The organism is Candidatus Minimicrobia vallesae (assembly GCF_018866205.1).
Classification (GTDB): domain Bacteria; phylum Patescibacteriota; class Saccharimonadia; order Saccharimonadales; family Saccharimonadaceae; genus Nanosynbacter; species Nanosynbacter vallesae.
Genome location: NZ_CP076459.1, coordinates 670,555 through 686,685, shown reverse-complemented (window position 1 = coordinate 686,685; position 16,131 = coordinate 670,555). Strand labels below are relative to the sequence as shown.

The window sequence follows — 16,131 nt, the reverse complement described above, 5'->3', positions numbered from 1 at the left end:
TAATGAGAGCCGCTAAGATAATCGGCACGTTAAGTAATACAAGAGTGATATATCTCATTCAAATAACTCCGTTAAACGTTGTTTAAATAATCGCTTGACAATATTAATAGCATTCCAGTTGTTTTGTCCTTTGGAGCGGGAATAGTCGGTGTAAATAGCTTTGATTGGGTACTCGGCAATATTCATTCCGGACTGTTTGGCGCGCCAGATCATTTCAGAACAAAATTCATATCCAGTAGATTTCCAGTCAAGATTATCGATTGCTTTTCGTGAGTAGATTCGTAGACCAGATTGTGAGTCTGTAACATTAGTTCCGAATAAAACATAAGTAATGAAGCTTAATCCTTTATTTCCTAAAATTTTTGTTTTTGACATGCCACTACTGTTAATTAGTCGGCTACCAATAAGTAAATCAGTGTTAGATTTGTCGCTCTGTCGAATGCCCGCCAAGACATCTTCTGGATCGTGCTGACCATCAGCATCCATGGTGGCGGCAATATCATAGCCGCGTTGCTGCGCGTAGGCAAGTCCAGTTAGTGTTGCACCGCCAGCTCCGGAATTCAAGATATGATCAATGACAATTGCGCCGCCTTTTTGCGCTTGATCAAGAGTATTATCCTTCGACCCGTCATTAACAAGTACGATATCTATCAAATAATCTTTCTTGGCTTTTGAAAAAACCTTCTTGGCTTTTTTAATTACACTTTCAATGACAGCTGCCTCGTTATAAGCTGGAATAATAACACAAACCCTCTTCATGTTAATAGTATAACACTATTTATAAATACTTACCGTAACCAGATTTTTTCAGCGGCTCAGAGAGCTTGCTAAGCTGATCCCGATTAATCCAACCGTTATAAAAGGCGATTTTTTCAGGACTGCCAATAATTCTGCCGGTTCGTTTTTGGATAACTCTAACAAAGTCTGATGCGTCAGTTAAGCTGTCAATCGTTCCTGTATCCAACCAAACGTCTCCATTGTCTAAGGTTTGAACTTGCAGTTTACCGCGACGTAGGTATTCTGCATTAATGGATGTAATTTCTAATTCTCCTCGAGCTGATGGCTTTACGTTTTTAGCAATCTCTACTACGTCATTATCGTAAAAATATAAGCCGACAACTGCGAAGTGGGATTTTGGGGAAGTTGGTTTTTCTTCAATTGATATTGCCTGATTTTGGTCATCAAATTCAACGACACCGTACCTTTCTGGGTCAGATACTTTGTAGGCAAAAACTGTGCCTCCGTCGGGATTTGTGCATTCTCGCAGAGACTCATCTAAACGCTCTCCATAAAATATATTATCTCCCAGTACTAGAGCTACTTTATCGTCACCAATAAAATCTTCACCAATAATAAAAGCTTGCGCCAGACCATCTGGAGTGGGCTGAACAGCGTATTCTAGATTTATACCCCATTGTGATCCGTTGCCAAGAAGCCTCTTGAAGCCGTCTTGGTCGTCTGGAGTGGTAATTACGAGAATGTCACGAATTCCCGCTTGCATTAATGTGGTAAGCGGGTAATAAATCATTGGCTTGTCATAAATAGGCATTAATTGCTTGCTTATGGCCTGAGTAATTGGCCATAATCGCGTACCCGATCCACCTGCTAAAATTATTCCTTTCATAAACCTCCTTTTAGCTCAGTATATAATCTTTTAAGTCATGCGTCCAATCACAGCTAATAAATCCAGTAGCATGCAATTTATCGAGGTTCATGTCGTTGGCCGAGCGGGCGCGGTGCGATTCCATCTTTGCCAGCAAAATATTCAGCCGTCGTCGTGTTGGTAACAGTCAGGTCATCGCGACCAGCCAGCTTAAATATTCGTCTGGTAATGTCCGCCCAGCTTTCTAATGGTCCGTCGTTTGTGGCGTTGTATGTTCCGAATGGGGCTTTAGTTGACAGTAGGTGGTCTATAATTCTTACTAGTTCACTGGTGAAGGTTAGGCGGCCTATTTGGTCATTAACAACGGTTGGCGAGATGTTTTTTTCCGCCAGTCTTAGCATGGTGCGGACAAAGTTTTTGCCTTCGCCAATTACCCATGTGGTTCGCAGTAGGTAGAAGTTGTTTTCTTGTTCGACCAGTAGGTCTCCTGCTGCTTTTGTCTGCGCCATAGACGCTCAGCGGGCTCAGTGTCTCGTTTTCTGTGTGGGGTTTTTGGGTTCCGTCGAATACGTAATCGCTGGAAATGTGAACCATTGTCATATCATATTTTCGGCATACCCGAGTAAGGTTAGACACTGCAGATGCATTAACTTTCCAAGACGCTACGCGGCCTTCTTCGGTTTCTGCTCCATCGACATTAGTAAAGGCAGCAGCGTTAAGTACGATATCAATGTTGGACCAGTCAAAAGATTCAACTGACTCTAAGTCTGTGATATCAAGAGTGTCAATGTCAGCAGATTTGGCATTAGGGTATTGTCTTCGTAGTGCTCGTCCTAGTTGTCCGTTAGCTCCAATGATAAAAATTTTGTTTTCTTATCATATTAAACCTCCATAGGAATTACATTACTTAATAGTGGATGTGCGGCATCTTTTTCGGAAATAATTGCTTGATCCTTATTAATTGGCCAGTTGATTTTTAGTTCTGGATCAAATAAATTAACAAAAGTATATTTAGCATCTGGGAACCAATGAGCGTCAACTAGATATGTGTAGGCGACATTATCATCAAGTGTTTGATAGCCGTTAGCTACGCCTTTAGGAACGAAAATTGCCGTACCCGGATTAATCTCGTGGGTGAAAACTCGGCCGAAGCTATCTCCTTTACGAAGGTCACACCAAGCGCCGAAAACGCGCCCGTTGGCTGTTGAAATGAATTTGTTCCAAGGCTCAGCATGAAGTCCACGAGTGGCGCCAGTTTTGTCATTGAAGCTGATATTGTTTTGTACGATATCGAACGACGGTAAGCCTAAGGCTTCCATTTTTTCTTTTTGATAGTTCTCTTTGAACCAGCCGCGATTGTCGCCATGTACGGGTAATTTAATAACAAATAACCCTGGAATTGACGATTCAGTGACTGTAAGTTCATTGTAGTCAGTTGGGTCAAACATAATTATTGTCCTTGTTTTGCATAAGCTGCTTCAACGGCGTCTTTTTGGGCGCGCCACCAGTCTTCGTGTTCGCGGTACCAGTTAATAGTTTGCATTAATCCATCGTGCATGCCGGTTTTATTATCCGTGTATTGCGGTTGCCATCCTAATTCGCGGCGTAACTTGCTGGAATCCATTGCGTAGCGCATATCATGACCTGGACGATCGTTGACATGTTCGTACCAATCTTTACCTTTACCCATTAGCTCACAAATCAATTCAATCACCATCTTATTATTAACGTGATCATTATCTGCGCCAATGATGTAGGTTTCTCCTAGAACGCCTTTTTCTAGGATTAAATGAACTGCTGAGTTATGGTCATCAACATGAATCCAGTCGCGTACTTGTTCACCGGTGCCATAAAGTTTTGGCTTGATATCACTTAAAATATTGGTAATCTGTCGCGGAATAAACTTTTCAATGTGTTGGTATGGTCCGTAATTGTTAGAGCAGTTTGAGATAGTTGCTTTAATACCGAAACTACGGATCCAGGCACGAACTAGCATGTCACTGGAAGCTTTTGTGCTGGAGTAGGGACTTGATGGTTTGTATGGCGTGTCTTCCGTGAAGCGATTTGGATCATCAAGCTCTAGATCGCCAAAAACCTCATCAGTTGAGATGTGATGTAGTCTCTTATTATGTTTTCGAATAGCCTCTAGAATGGTATATGTGCCAATTATATTTGTTTCAACAAATGGCCATGGATTACGTAGAGAATTGTCATTGTGACTTTCGGCAGCGAAGTGTACAACTATGTCATTTTCAGCGACTAATTTGTCTATTAATTCGGCGTCACAAATATCGCCCTCTACGAATGTAATTTGGTCAGCTACAGTTTCCAAATTAGCACGATTTCCGGCGTAGGTTAATTTGTCAATAACAGTGACTTCATATTCTGGCTTGTGTTTTTACGGTGTAATGCACAAAATTCGAGCCAATGAATCCTGCGCCTCCCGTGACTAGCATCTTTGTCATAAGTATAGTATATCAGGTATAATAGAGAAGTTATAGAGGAGGATATTATGAAAGTTGTAATTGTTAGTGGCTATTTTAATTCATTGCCACGGTGGACATTTAGATATGATTGAGGCAGCTGCAAAAATGGGTGATTATTTGATTGTAGTGGTGAATAACGACAAACAGCAATTGCTAAAAAAAGGAAAAAAATTATCCTTAATGAGGAAAATCGACTCCGCTTAATGCGAGCATTAAAGGGCGTGGATCAGGTGATGCTTTCTATTGATGAGAATCCTCCGGTTACAGAAACCTTAGAGATGATCGCTCGGCAATATCCGGGATGTCAATTGGTGTTTGCAAATGGTGGCGATAGATCGGCACCGGAAGTTGTTCCAGAGCGTGATGTTTGCGAAAAGTACAACATTGAAATGGTCTATGGGGTTGGCGGCTCAAATAAAGCAGACTCATCTACTCGAATTAATCAAGCTACTGGACAGGAAAGCTAACTTCAACTTTTCCGACCATATTTTTCATATACAGCCAAAGTTTGCTCGGCCATGCGTTGCCATGAAAATGTCTTAACGTGTTTCTTGCCTTTTTTAACGAGTTCATTGCGTAATTTGTCGTCAGATAAGATGTCGTCAATTGATTTTGCTATATCCTCGACGCTGAAAGGATCAAAATAGTGAGCGGCATCGCCGTGGGTTTCTGGTAAGCAAGTAGCTGTGCTCGAAGCGACTGGCGCGCCGTGTAGCATTGCCTCTAGTCCTGGCAAACCAAATCCTTCACTGAGCGAAGGGAAGCAATAAACTGCCGTATTTTCGTACATCCAGCGCAATTGCTCGTCTGATATAAAGCCGGTAAACACGACGTTTTTAATTCCATGCTCATTTACATATGTCTCGTGGCGAGCGTAATTGCTATCTTTTTTACCTGCCAAAGCCAGTGTTAAATCTGGATATTTTTTCTGTAACAAAGCAAACGCGTCAATTAGCCGTCGAAGGTTTTTATGTGGCGTTGGTCTACCGATATACATAATGAATTTTTTACCAATCAACTCATCAACAGGTTCGTTGCCTTTTGGTAACTCATCCGCAGATTCCAAAGTTACAGTAATTTTCTCTGGGTTTACGCCGGTGAATTTAATCAAATCATTTTTTACGAAGTTAGAAATTGTGATGATATGCGAAGATTTTTTCGCAACTTTTTTATTGACCCATTTATAAATTTGCTGCTTAATCCAGAAAACGACAGGATTTTTATCTGGATTCCTGAATCTAACAGTAGTCAAATCTTGCATCGTAGTAACAACTGGACTGGAATTATACCAAACAGGCTGCTGAACCATCGCAAAATGAACTAAGTCTGGATGGAGACTTTCAAGTTGTTTTTTAAAGCCGATTTGCTCAGCGAAAGTGTATTCTTTATAGGGGCAAATGACTTTTTTAAAGCGTGGATTGCTCGGCTGCCAACTATCAAAATCCTTTGGCTTGAGCAGAATAACATAATCGTTTTTATTATCAATTTTCTGCAAATAATGAATCAGCCGTTCGATGTACCGACCAGTGCTAGTCCTTAATGTTCGGGCGTCAATTACGATTTTCACGATAATGTTCCTTCCATGATTTATCAACTATATTTTTTATCGCTTTATGGAAAATTGCAGCTGAAAATTCGTTTGCTGTGGCTGAGATTTTTGTTGGTGAAACTTTTTTTCCTGGAAGTTTCTCTAAGGTTTCTATCAATGAAGAATCTGTTTGCTCAGAAAAGAACCAGCCGTTTTTTTCAGGTTTTATATAATCAAGTGCGCCGCCAGCTTCATACGCAACCACTGGAATACCAGACGCCAACGCTTCAACTGGCGCGATTCCAAAATCTTCGTGTGAACAAAAAATAAACAAATCTGCTTTTTTAATATATTTTTCTCGCGTGGCATTATCGACAAATCCTAAGAAATTAGTATGTTTATCGGCGATATTCTTCAGGTTGTCAACGTCTGGACCTTTTCCGATAATATCTAATTGCCAGCCAAGTTTCTGACAAGCTTTAATAGCGATATCAAGTCGTTTCATTGGTACAATTCGCCCCCAAATCAGACAGCGAGGTTTTTTTGGGATGGATGTTTGCTTGCGATTTTTAGCAAGTGGCGAAAAGCTCGACACGTCAATTGGCGGAAAAATAACCGTACTTTTTCGCTGGTAAAACTCTTCAATATCAGCCTGAATTCCCGTAGAGTTGGCGATAAAAACATCAACTTGCTGAGCGGCGTTGAAATCTCGTTTTTTCAGTGGTCGGACTAGGGTTTTTAAGCCTAGGCGTGCCAGCCATTGCGGACGGAAACTTGGTCGTTTGATGTATTCGTCATAATGTCGCCAATAAAAATGCGTTGGCGTGTGGCAATAACAAATATGAAGTTGATCTGGTCTGGATTTGCGGACGAATTTTGCCTCGCCATTTCCCGAACTGGAGATGATAATGTCAAATTCGCTAAGATCAAGCTTAGCGAACCACCACTGTCTAAGAAGTGGCAACAATCGTCGAATTTTTGAAAACGGCCATCGCTGTAAATAGCCAGTAACGACTTTATTGTCTAATCTTTCTCGCCATTCATCGCTACAAAAAGAAGTGTAAATTGGCGCATCTGGGTACAATTTGTGAATTTCCAAAACGACTTTTTCGGCTCCGCCGCCGGTAAATCCAATCGTGAACTATGGCAATTTTTGGCTTACTCATTAATTATCTTTTTGGATATTGACGAAGCAGTTTTTTAATAAAATTGTGATGTCTAGCCAGATACTCCAGTTCTGGACATAATATAAGTCAATTCGTCGCCGTTCTTCAAAGCTGATGCTGCGTCGGCCGGACCACTACTGCCAGTCCAGTGAGTCTTGATTTGACCGCTAATAAAACGTGTTTTTTGTCGTAGGCGCTTAATTCGTGTGGTACTAGCGCTCTCGCGGTCCGACTAGGCTGATGTCTCCCTTTACGACGTTGAATAATTGTGGCAATTCATCAAGGCTAAAGCGGCGAATAAACCGACCAACTGGCGTCACGCGAAAATCATGATCAAGTTTGTCGCCGTTTTTACGGTATTCTTCAATTAGCTCAGGCTTACCAACCATTCGAAAGACACTTCTTCGTCGGTTTTGCCGTCAAACTTTGCGTAATGTGAGCGGAATTTTATAGACCTTAAATGGTCGATTGTAGCGAGTGAGACGTTTCTGTTGTTTGCCGTGCATTAAAATCGGTCCTGCTGGGTCGCTGATTTTTACGGCAATTGCCACCAAAAGCATAATTGGCGAGGCGATGATAATTCCAATTGTTCCGCCTGCAATATCCATAATTCGCTTAACAATTCGCCCATAGCCCATTAGCGGCGTCGGATGAGTGTGAATTAGCGGCACGGAGTCGATGATATCAATAGTGTGCTTGGTGGTCATAATTCCGTCGAATTCCGGCGCTTGATAAAAATCCAGATAATGTTTCTGGGCAATTTGATAATGTTCGCTAACGTTTTTTGAGTCGGTTTGGATGATGACGTCAATTTTATCTCTGGTGAGCGCCGATTCTAATGACGAGCGTCGAAGCTTTTTTAATTCAATAGGAATGAACTGGGTTTGCGCAACAATTCCGCTAATCTTAAAGCCAGTTAACGGATTAGTTTCTATGAAATCAGCCAAAACGTGAGTTAAATCACAATTGCCAATTAATACAACACGGCGAGCTCCCAAACCGCGTTTTAATAGTTTCAGACGAACAATATTGGCGGCGCTGCGGAAAATCATTAGTAAGATGAAGCCAATTCCAGTGGCATAACCAGCGACGAGTTTGGCTGGGAATAACGGAGTGTTGGTGAAGAACGTCACGGAAATCATAATCATAATTCCAGTGATTGACGCCAAAAGTATTCGTCCAAAGTTTCGCAATGGGTGTGTGTAAATCTCTCGGTCGTATAAGCCAAAGAAGTAGAACATTGCAATCCACAACGGCAACGTCATAAAAATTGAGGTGATAAAATCTATAGCATTAATGCTGATATGAAATGGTCTAGGGTCTAGGGAAATTCGCAAAATGTAGGCAATAGTAAATGCGCTCAATAAAGCTAAGATATCAAGAACGACCAGAACAATTTTGAAGTAAAAATCAGACTTTTTCCGCATAATCTCTGGGGTAATTATACAAAAATATGCCGATTATAGCAAAACAATGAATCGTATTTATGAAACTGCCAAAAAACCAGAAATGTATAAACATCGCGACGGTCAGCGACAAGATAAATTGAGCTTTAATTTTACGGATATTTTTTATGGCGAAAAATATGATTATCAATGGGGCGATTAGAAGGGTGAATAGCCCAACAATTCCTAAGCCGCTGAGTAATAATATGTAAAAAACGTAGACTGTTTGGTCCGCTGGGACGTTTATGTGAAGGTGTTTTTGGATGAAATTACCGAGATTGCCGAGTCCGACGCCGAAGAAGAACGTTCGTGGCGATGACAGCCAAGATTTTATGGCTAAGTCACTGGCGCTGAGTCTGTCGTTGGCGGAAGCTTCAACGAAACCGGCAGGCTGGAAAGGACTGTTTTGCTTGGTGGAATGTTTTCGGCGGGTTTTGGTGACGGATTTTTGGTGACGGATTTTTGCGGAATCTTAATTTTCCCGAGAGATAATTGATCGACCATACTGACGAAGGTGTTGTGTGTGATGAAGGGTGTGTTGGCGTATTTAATGTTGGCTGACGAGAATAATAAGGCGAATCCGAGTAGTAATCCAGGTGAGGATGATTGGAAGTTTTTTACGCATCAAAGATGTGTCGATTCGTTTTATGAAAGCGATTATAAATAAGGCTATTATGGCGATAAAAATTGCTAAAAATCCGCCACGGGAAAATGTTAAAGATATGGCAGGGAGTTGTGAAAAATAGGCTAAATTTGGCTAGGCGAGATTTTGATTGAAAGAGCGCAATGAAGAATGCTGGAAGTAGAGAATTGGCGAAGAATTGTGGTTCGGCGGCGAATAAATTGATTCGTGGAAATCCAAAAACGTCGGCTTTACAACCAGCGCAAAGCGTGCCAAATCCTGTTGGTTCAAAGGTGGCGACGATGAGCTGAATGATTGCTAAAATCCCAAAAACTAGCCCGCTCCATAGTCCGACGTTGATGAGTTTGTGTTTTTCTGATTTTGACAATTCGCTGTAAATTAAGCCAGCGGATAATCCGACGGTGAGTAAGAATAATAGCGATAATGAATATAACGCGGTGCGCAGGCGTGCTTCTGCGAAAAATACGCCGACGACGATGGCGATAAAAATTGCCAAAAATCCGCCGATTAGCCATCGGTTTTTCAGTAGTTCTTGGCGTTTTTTAAGTATTAATGGTAAGGAAAATAGCAGTAGGCTTATGGCGACGATTTGATATAATCCTATGCGTAGTGACGGGAAATCCAGAATTGATAAGCCGACGCTGGGATGCAGGGCGAAGCCGCCGCCAAAAATAATAATAGCCAATAGCCAGAATCGAACGTCGTTAATGTATTTTTTTGCCATATTTTAAGTATAGCGTATGGTGTATACTTTAGATATGAAACTGACGAAAAAGCAAAAAATAATGTTGGATTTTATCGATGGGTTTATAAAGGGTAATGGTTATAGTCCGACGCTTCGGGAAATTATGCGCGCCTTGGGGTATAAATCGGTGTCGACAGTAGCAAAACATGTTGATAATTTGGTGGCTGCGGGTTTTTTGGAGAAGCAGGATGGCGAAGTTAGATCTTTGACGCTGAGTAGTGAGAAAAAAGAAGTTTGGTGGCAGAATTTAGTGAAGGAAATTAAGAAGAGAGAAGCTGAAGATGACGAAAAATCACGCTCGGCCTGTGGATGATTTTGTAAAAAGCATTGGAAATTGTTCGTCAGTAACTTTACAATTGTTTAAAAACTCGCTATAATACGATTCGTATTCCGGCATAGCTCAGTGGTAGAGCGGTTGGCTGTTAACCAATAGGTCGCTGGTTCGAGCCCAGCTGCCGGAGCCAAGAAAAGACACTTCTGCGGAGGTGTTTTTTCTTTACTTATCTTAGCTGGACAGTAAATATACAAAAAGAAGATGTCATACCATAAGTGATGACATCTTCTAGTTTATATGATTATCGTAGGATAAACATGCCTGCTATACCAATCAGTAGGGCGGTTACGACTCCCAGCAGAATATTAAATCCTGTGCTTGCTAATGAGTTGTTGGAGCTTTGAGTTTTTCCTGGTTTCTGAGTATTACTTGGCGTAATAGGGTTAGGCTGTGGCTGTGGCGCTGGCGCTGCTTGCAAGGTGGCAGTTACATTAAGCTTGCCACTAAAGACGGCTGAAGCTGTCCCAATAGTTACGTTCCTCGACCAATTAGCGACAATAAGATGAGGATTACCATCGCGGATTGGTGAGAGTAGTTTAATCTTTCCAGGGTTTGCTGTATCGTTAGCTACTTCCGCTGAATTATTTATATCGATAGTATTTCCCGCAGGATCCCTTAGAGGTGAAGCAAATGAGTCGGTATTAGTGCTTGAAGCGATTAATTGATCATTAAGATTTAGTGAAGTCAAGGATGCTAGCCCGGCAAGTGGCCGCAAGTCGCTAATTGCATTATTCTGAAGGGACAGGGCTGTGAGGTTTTTAGCTGCCTCTAGACCGGTCAGGTTGCTGATTCGCTGATCAAGTGGTGCATTTGGTGCTGCATCCAAGTTTAGATTTGTTAAGCTTTCTAACTCTACGTCGGTAATGACTTGATCGTTGGTGTGAGTAGTCCCAAGTTGTGCTGCTAATTTTTGGTTAAGCAGAGTGCGCAAATTGCTGTCTGGCACATTGACGTTCTTGGGCTGTCGTGGCTTTTTCTGATAAACACGGACATAGTCTATTGACATGGTTGCTGGAAAATCAGCTATAGAATTATGAGCATCTTTCCATGGCGCGTCAATGTAGCTACCGCCAATCGCTAGGTTAAGTCGTAGGTAGAATGGGATATTGAAGGGTCCAGGGTGATTCGTAGAGTTCGGCTGGCTAAAGTTGTTAATTTCATGGTGTTTCTTACCATCAATGTAGAATTCAAGCTTTCCTTCGGTCCATTTCACGCCATATGTATGCCATTGGCTGGCGTCACTAAATTTATCTGTTTCAATTACGTGCTGCCTATGGCTTTTATTTCCTGCCGAAATTCCCCAGTGAGCATCAGAAGCAGCATAATTTAAGTTAGAGCCCTTTGTCTCTACGATATCGATTTCACCACTCTTAGGCCAGCCGCCATATTTGGCTTCATTAGGACTCATCCAGAATGCTGGCCAAGTACTTTTATTTGTTGGCATCTTCATGCGAGCTTCAAAGTAACCATAAGTCCAGAACTTTTTATCTTTTGTATGGACAAATCCAGAGGTAAAGTCACCGTTCCTTCCTTGGTTACATGTCAGACCTGGTTTATAAAGGCCGACCAAGTTTAGGCTGCCACCGCTAACGTTGACGTTCTCGGTTGCGTCTTTATAACAGTTTTGGACTTCACTGGCGTTCCAGCCGCCGACGTAATAGTCCCAGTTTTCCCGATTTAATGAAGTGCCATCAAACTCATCACCCCAAACCTTTTCGTAACTACTATCGCTTGGTGGGTACGTACTGTCGTCGCCCTTGGCTTTTTGTACTGGCAGTGTAAACAGTGCTCCGCCAATAATTAAACATGCGGTCATTATTCCAGCCAATGTCTTCACTTTTTTATTTGAAAAGCGTTTTTTTATTAACATTTTCTCCCCCTATGTATGTATTCACGGATATTATAACTATAATCTTAATAAAAGTAAAGTAGTTTAAACCTAATAACAAAAGAGAGTCGATAGTAGTATATGTCAATGCTATAATTTTTTCATGGAGACCCTACCCAATCACAACAAGCTACTAACCTACAGAGCGTTGCAATGTGTAGCAGCAGAACTTGGCGTTGACGAGTCTGATTTACAAATTGCATCGGTGAGCGGCGGTTTTTCGCGTAATCGCCGAGCCTTGGTGTCGGCGGGCGATCGGACGATTTTTGTCAAAGAAGTTGACGTTGATGTGTTGCCCGATGATGGCGAGCGGGAATTAGGCTGGCTGAAAAAAGATTATGAAGTGATAAGGTTGCTGCAGAAACTTCACCCGCAATATGTGGCTGATCAGATTACGCTCAGTGATGATGGGCATGTGCTGATGACAACCAGTTATACATCAGCCGACGGCTGGTTGTGGCGGCCGCCAGCGGAAAAATCTGTGGCGGAACGTTATATTTCGACGGTGATAGCCGCGGTTCGCGAGTTGGAAAAAATAAAATTGCCGCAGGAGCTAATTGAAGAATTGCAATTACAACCGTTTGTGGCGGGAGAGCTTGGCTTAGATGATGGGATTGATCAGATTATTGCTGACGCTGATATTCGTCGTCGGTTGATTGATAATTATCAAAAACTATTGCCGAATTCAGTTGGAGATTAATCAGCGGCGTTGTCAGGCTATAATTGAGCTGTTAGAAAAGCGCGATGAGTTGGTTGATATTTCGGTGCGCGCTAAAGAATTTGCCAAGCAGACGGAAGATTGCTTTAATCATTCGGATGTTCGTAGTGATAATTTGGCATTTAATCCGCAAACTGGCGAGTTGAAGTTGGTTGACTGGAACTGGGCTTCCTATGTACCCCAGGGATCTGGTGCGACAGAATTTCTGGTTGATATGGCGCGCCATGGTCATGACGTAACGCCGTGGCTGGGTGAGTTGAACGCGGAAATGCTGGCGTCATTTGTCGGATTTTTCCTTATACGTAGCCTCAAGCCACCGCTCAAGCCGGGTGATAATCTTCGTCAAATGCAGGCGTTATCAGCGGCTGTTGCTTATGATTTATTGCAATCTATGTAAAGAAATCATAAATGTAAATAATACAATGTACTTTCATTGACAGACGCTATATATCGCGTGTATATTCAATATTAAGCACTACATATGGTGTTTTAGAAAATAAATAACGTTTTTTGCAACATGCACCCACTGGAGAGGTTGGGCTAGTTTGCTATTTTTATAATAAGGAGGGGGAATGTATAAATCAATTAAAAAACGCGACGGTCGAACTGCTAAATTTGATCGGAAAAAAATTGAAAAAGCAATTGAAAAGGCAGGACTGGAAACTGGTGAATTTGACGCCGCTCAAGCAGTTGAATTGACCGACAAAGTTTTGGGCGTTTTGGAAACTCGTAACCAAAAGCGTCTACCAAGCGTTGAAGATATTCAGGATATTGTTGAGGATGCGTTGATTGACTCTAAGTTTAAGAAGACTGCAAAGGCGTACATTATTTACCGCGATCAGCATAAAAAATTGCGCGAAATTACCTCTAATGCGCACGTTGATTTGATTGATAAATATCTGGAAAATTTGGACTGGAAAGTTAATGAAAACTCTAATATGGGCTACAGTCTTCAGGGTTTGAATAACTATGTTTCAGCGGAAATTACGAAGACTTACTGGCTGGATAAGATTTATACATCGAAGATTGGGCAAGCTCATAAAGAAGGCGACTTGCACATTCACGACCTTAACTTGCTAAGCGTTTATTGTGTTGGTTGGGATTTGACTGACTTGTTACAAGAAGGATTTACTGGCGTGGCTGGTAAGGTTGCTTCTAAGCCAGCTAAGCATTTCCGATCAGCGCTTGGTCAAGTTGGTGAACTTCTTTTATACATTACAGGGCGAAGCGGCTGGTGCGCAGGCTTTTTCTGATTTTGACACGCTATTAGCGCCGTTTATTCGTGCCGACAAATTGAGCTATGAAGAAGTAAAACAGGCTATTCAAGAATTCGTCTTTAATGTCAACGTGCCGACTCGTGTTGGTTTCCAGACGCCGTTTACCAACATTACACTTGACCTTGAATGTCCAAAACACATGGCAGATAATCCAGTGATTATTGGTGGCGAAATGCAGGACACGACTTATGGCGAATATCAAGAAGAAATGAATATGCTAAACAAGGCGCTGCTGGAGGTTCTTTCTGAGGGCGACGCTAATGGTCGAGTCTTTACGTTCCCAATCCCAACGGTTAATATCACCAAGGATTTCAATTGGGATAATCCGGTGATTGAAAGTTTGTGGGAAGCTAGCGCTAAATACGGCATTCCGTACTTCTCAAACTTCATTAATTCCGACATGGATCCAGAAGATGCGCGCTCGATGTGCTGTCGATTGCGTATTGATAATCGTCAATTGGAATATCGTGGCGGCGGTTTGTTCGGCTCAAATCCAATGACTGGTTCGGTCGGTGTGGTAACGATAAACTTGCCACGACTGGCGCTAAAATCTAAGAACGAAAAAGAATTCTTTAAGGGATTGGCTGAACTTATGGATATGGCAAAGGACAGTTTGGAAACCAAGCGTAAAGTTTTGGAGCGATTGACCGACGCTAATTTGTATCCGTACACCAAGTTTTATTTGCGAAACATTAAGCAGCGTTTCAATCAATATTGGAAGAACCATTTTTCAACTATCGGTTTGATCGGCACGAACGAGGCGGCGCTTAATTTGTTGGGCGTTGATATTGGCACGGAAAAAGGTAAAGCTTTTGCTGAGAAAACGCTTGATTTTATGCGCGATCGTTTGGTGGAATATCAGAAGGAAACTGGCAATAATTACAATCTTGAGGCAACGCCAGCTGAAGGCACAACTTATCGATTGGCGCAGCTTGATAAAGCCAGCTTCCCAGATCGAGCGCATTTTGCTAATGGAATTGGCGCGGAAGTTAAATGTCCGTTTTATACCAACTCTAGCCACTTGCCAGTTAATTACACGGACGATTTGTTTGAGTTGATGGATCTTCAGGACAATTTGCAAACCAAGTACACGGGCGGCACGGTGATTCACTTCTTCTTGGGCGAGCGCATGGACGATCCGCAAACTTTGAAAAAATTGGTGAAAACGATTTGTGAAAATTACAAATTGCCGTACTTGACGTTTAGTCCAAGCTTTTGTATTTGTAAGAATCACGGTTATTTTGTTGGTGAGCATCCAGCCTGTCCAAGGTGTGGTGAAGCGACTGGAGATTTACTCACGTGTGGTTGGTTTCTTGCGTCCAGTTTCTCAGTGGAATAAGGGTAAGCAAGCTGAATTTGACATGAGGGAGCATTATGACGATGCCGCCGAACATCAGCGAGCTTAGCGCCGTCGCTGTCCCAGCTTAAGGTGTCGATTGGTGGGATTCAGAAGCTGTCGCTGGTGGATTATCCAGGGCACGTGGCGGCAGCTCTGTTTCTCTCTGGTTGTAATATGCGCTGCGGTTATTGCCGTAATCCTGAATTGGTATTGCCTGAGCGGTTGGCGCCGAGTATTCCAGTTGATGAGGTGTTGAGTTTTTCTGAAATCGCGCGTTGGTCGGCTGGACGGCGTGGTGATTTCTGGTGGTGAGCCGACGGTCAGTGAAGATTTGCCGGTGTTGTGTCGGATGATTAAGCTTAGCTTGGTTTTGATGTTAAGTTGGATACCAACGGTACGCATCCTGATATGGTTCGCGGCATGGTTGAGGAGGGGCTGATTGATTTTATTGCGATGGATGTCAAGGAGTCCGCTGGAAAAATATGTTGAGATTGCGGCGCGGCCGATTGATTTGGAGGCTATTAAGGATAATGTTCGGTTGATGATTGATTCGGGGATTGGTCATGAATTTCGTACGACCATTGTCCGTGAGCAGTTGGAGGTTAGCGGATTTTGAGAAGATTGGCGAGTTTAGTTAAGGGTGCTTAAGCGATTTGCCTTGCAGCATTTTCGCACCGGTACGACCATTAGTCCGAAGTTTGCGAATTACCATACTTTTACTGACGAAGAATTTAGGGCTGCTCAGAAAATAATGGAAAGGTATGTTGGAGAATGCGTGATTCATTAGCGGTTCGAAATTGTGCGGGTGCGTCAGGAAAATCCTGAGGTGACGACGTTGTATTTTGTGCGGCCGTTTGACTTTATGGCGGGGCAATATATTATGGTTTTTATTGATGGTAGTCAGCGTGCTTGTGAAGGGAAGGCTTATAGTATTTCTTCTAGTTCTGCCTGGTGAGCTG

22 protein-coding genes, 1 tRNA gene and 3 pseudogenes are annotated in these 16,131 nt (G+C 42.3%); 15 read left to right on the top strand and 11 right to left on the bottom strand.

Going from position 1 to position 16,131, the window contains the following annotated elements:
• Positions 1–54: 54 nt before the first annotated feature.
• The 6 genes and pseudogenes from KOY49_RS04710 to rfbB form a co-directional block, all read right to left on the bottom strand.
• Entirely contained in the window at positions 55–759 is a 705-nt protein-coding gene (locus KOY49_RS04710) for a glycosyltransferase family 2 protein (protein ID WP_232736188.1), read from the bottom strand.
• Between the two features lie 19 nt (positions 760–778).
• A complete protein-coding gene (rfbA, locus tag KOY49_RS04705) occupies positions 779–1,624 on the bottom strand; it encodes a glucose-1-phosphate thymidylyltransferase RfbA (RefSeq protein ID WP_232736187.1) in 846 nt (281 codons plus the stop codon).
• Between the two features lie 77 nt (positions 1,625–1,701).
• Positions 1,702–2,112 (bottom strand): sugar nucleotide-binding protein, encoded by a 411-nt coding sequence (locus KOY49_RS05500; RefSeq protein ID WP_376787519.1) that lies wholly within the window; start codon positions 2,110–2,112, stop codon positions 1,702–1,704.
• A gap of 40 nt (positions 2,113–2,152) precedes the next feature.
• Positions 2,153–2,458 (bottom strand): annotated as a pseudogene (locus KOY49_RS05495) (sugar nucleotide-binding protein); the annotation flags it as partial.
• A gap of 26 nt (positions 2,459–2,484) precedes the next feature.
• Positions 2,485–3,051 carry a dTDP-4-dehydrorhamnose 3,5-epimerase family protein gene (locus KOY49_RS05490; RefSeq protein WP_376787518.1) on the bottom strand — a complete coding sequence of 189 codons (567 nt, stop codon included), beginning with the start codon at positions 3,049–3,051 and terminating at the stop codon, positions 2,485–2,487.
• A gap of 2 nt (positions 3,052–3,053) precedes the next feature.
• Positions 3,054–4,068 (bottom strand): annotated as a pseudogene (gene rfbB, locus KOY49_RS04695) (dTDP-glucose 4,6-dehydratase).
• Positions 4,069–4,173: 105 nt separating this feature from the next.
• Here rfbB and KOY49_RS04690 point away from each other — a divergent pair.
• Together KOY49_RS04690 and KOY49_RS04685 are read left to right on the top strand one after the other, a co-directional pair.
• Positions 4,174–4,293 (top strand): hypothetical protein, encoded by a 120-nt coding sequence (locus KOY49_RS04690; protein WP_232736186.1) that lies wholly within the window; start codon positions 4,174–4,176, stop codon positions 4,291–4,293.
• On the top strand, positions 4,293–4,556 hold the full coding sequence (locus KOY49_RS04685; protein WP_232736185.1) for a hypothetical protein: 264 nt from the start codon (positions 4,293–4,295) through the stop codon (positions 4,554–4,556). The genes KOY49_RS04690 and KOY49_RS04685 overlap by 1 nt, the downstream gene beginning before the upstream one ends.
• Positions 4,557–4,558: 2 nt before the next feature.
• Here the strand turns inward: KOY49_RS04685 and KOY49_RS04680 are convergent, their stop codons facing one another.
• The 3 genes and pseudogenes from KOY49_RS04680 to KOY49_RS04670 form a co-directional block, all read right to left on the bottom strand.
• On the bottom strand, positions 4,559–5,656 hold the full coding sequence (locus tag KOY49_RS04680; RefSeq protein WP_232736184.1) for a glycosyltransferase family 4 protein: 1,098 nt from the start codon (positions 5,654–5,656) through the stop codon (positions 4,559–4,561).
• Positions 5,640–6,716, bottom strand: a complete 1,077-nt coding sequence (locus tag KOY49_RS04675) for a glycosyltransferase (protein ID WP_232736183.1) — start codon at positions 6,714–6,716, stop codon at positions 5,640–5,642. The genes KOY49_RS04680 and KOY49_RS04675 overlap by 17 nt, the downstream gene beginning before the upstream one ends.
• A 66-nt stretch (positions 6,717–6,782) precedes the next feature.
• Positions 6,783–8,024, bottom strand: a pseudogene (locus KOY49_RS04670) (sugar transferase).
• Between the two features lie 232 nt (positions 8,025–8,256).
• Here KOY49_RS04670 and KOY49_RS05130 point away from each other — a divergent pair.
• Positions 8,257–8,391: a hypothetical protein gene (locus KOY49_RS05130; protein WP_269802151.1), complete on the top strand. Its 135-nt coding sequence runs from the start codon at positions 8,257–8,259 to the stop codon at positions 8,389–8,391.
• Positions 8,392–8,491: 100 nt separating this feature from the next.
• Positions 8,492–8,683 carry a hypothetical protein gene (locus KOY49_RS04665; protein ID WP_232736182.1) on the top strand — a complete coding sequence of 64 codons (192 nt, stop codon included), beginning with the start codon at positions 8,492–8,494 and terminating at the stop codon, positions 8,681–8,683.
• A 162-nt stretch (positions 8,684–8,845) separates the two neighbouring features.
• Here KOY49_RS04665 and KOY49_RS04660 read toward each other — a convergent pair whose 3' ends face one another.
• Positions 8,846–9,595 (bottom strand): hypothetical protein, encoded by a 750-nt coding sequence (locus KOY49_RS04660; RefSeq protein WP_232736181.1) that lies wholly within the window; start codon positions 9,593–9,595, stop codon positions 8,846–8,848.
• Positions 9,596–9,629: 34 nt separating this feature from the next.
• Between KOY49_RS04660 and KOY49_RS04655 the strand changes: the two genes are divergently transcribed.
• Positions 9,630–9,929: a LexA family protein gene (locus tag KOY49_RS04655; RefSeq protein ID WP_232736180.1), complete on the top strand. Its 300-nt coding sequence runs from the start codon at positions 9,630–9,632 to the stop codon at positions 9,927–9,929.
• Between the two features lie 76 nt (positions 9,930–10,005).
• Positions 10,006–10,080, top strand: a tRNA-Asn gene (locus KOY49_RS04650).
• A 111-nt stretch (positions 10,081–10,191) separates the two neighbouring features.
• Here the strand turns inward: KOY49_RS04650 and KOY49_RS04645 are convergent.
• On the bottom strand, positions 10,192–11,820 hold the full coding sequence (locus tag KOY49_RS04645; RefSeq protein WP_232736179.1) for a family 16 glycosylhydrolase: 1,629 nt from the start codon (positions 11,818–11,820) through the stop codon (positions 10,192–10,194).
• 121 nt (positions 11,821–11,941) lie between these two features.
• Between KOY49_RS04645 and KOY49_RS04640 the strand changes: the two genes are divergently transcribed.
• From KOY49_RS04640 to KOY49_RS04610, 9 genes are all read left to right on the top strand, one after another.
• A complete protein-coding gene (locus KOY49_RS04640) occupies positions 11,942–12,538 on the top strand; it encodes a hypothetical protein (RefSeq protein ID WP_232736178.1) in 597 nt (198 codons plus the stop codon).
• Positions 12,495–12,953: a protein kinase family protein gene (locus KOY49_RS04635; RefSeq protein ID WP_232736177.1), complete on the top strand. Its 459-nt coding sequence runs from the start codon at positions 12,495–12,497 to the stop codon at positions 12,951–12,953. Before KOY49_RS04640 ends, KOY49_RS04635 begins: the two co-directional genes overlap by 44 nt.
• Positions 12,954–13,128: 175 nt before the next feature.
• Entirely contained in the window at positions 13,129–13,809 is a 681-nt protein-coding gene (gene nrdD, locus KOY49_RS05575; protein WP_269802150.1) for an anaerobic ribonucleoside-triphosphate reductase, read from the top strand.
• A complete protein-coding gene (locus KOY49_RS04630; protein ID WP_269802149.1) occupies positions 13,754–15,172 on the top strand; it encodes a ribonucleoside triphosphate reductase in 1,419 nt (472 codons plus the stop codon). Before nrdD ends, KOY49_RS04630 begins: the two co-directional genes overlap by 56 nt.
• Entirely contained in the window at positions 15,135–15,239 is a 105-nt protein-coding gene (locus KOY49_RS05570; protein WP_512699046.1) for a hypothetical protein, read from the top strand. Before KOY49_RS04630 ends, KOY49_RS05570 begins: the two co-directional genes overlap by 38 nt.
• Before the next feature lie 23 nt (positions 15,240–15,262).
• Positions 15,263–15,484 carry a radical SAM protein gene (locus KOY49_RS04625; protein WP_232736176.1) on the top strand — a complete coding sequence of 74 codons (222 nt, stop codon included), beginning with the start codon at positions 15,263–15,265 and terminating at the stop codon, positions 15,482–15,484.
• A 127-nt stretch (positions 15,485–15,611) separates the two neighbouring features.
• A complete protein-coding gene (locus tag KOY49_RS04620; protein ID WP_232736175.1) occupies positions 15,612–15,788 on the top strand; it encodes a hypothetical protein in 177 nt (58 codons plus the stop codon).
• A 24-nt stretch (positions 15,789–15,812) separates the two neighbouring features.
• Positions 15,813–15,959, top strand: a complete 147-nt coding sequence (locus tag KOY49_RS04615; RefSeq protein ID WP_232736174.1) for a hypothetical protein — start codon at positions 15,813–15,815, stop codon at positions 15,957–15,959.
• A gap of 12 nt (positions 15,960–15,971) precedes the next feature.
• Positions 15,972–16,127 carry a hypothetical protein gene (locus KOY49_RS04610; protein WP_232736173.1) on the top strand — a complete coding sequence of 52 codons (156 nt, stop codon included), beginning with the start codon at positions 15,972–15,974 and terminating at the stop codon, positions 16,125–16,127.
• Positions 16,128–16,131: the final 4 nt, after the last annotated feature.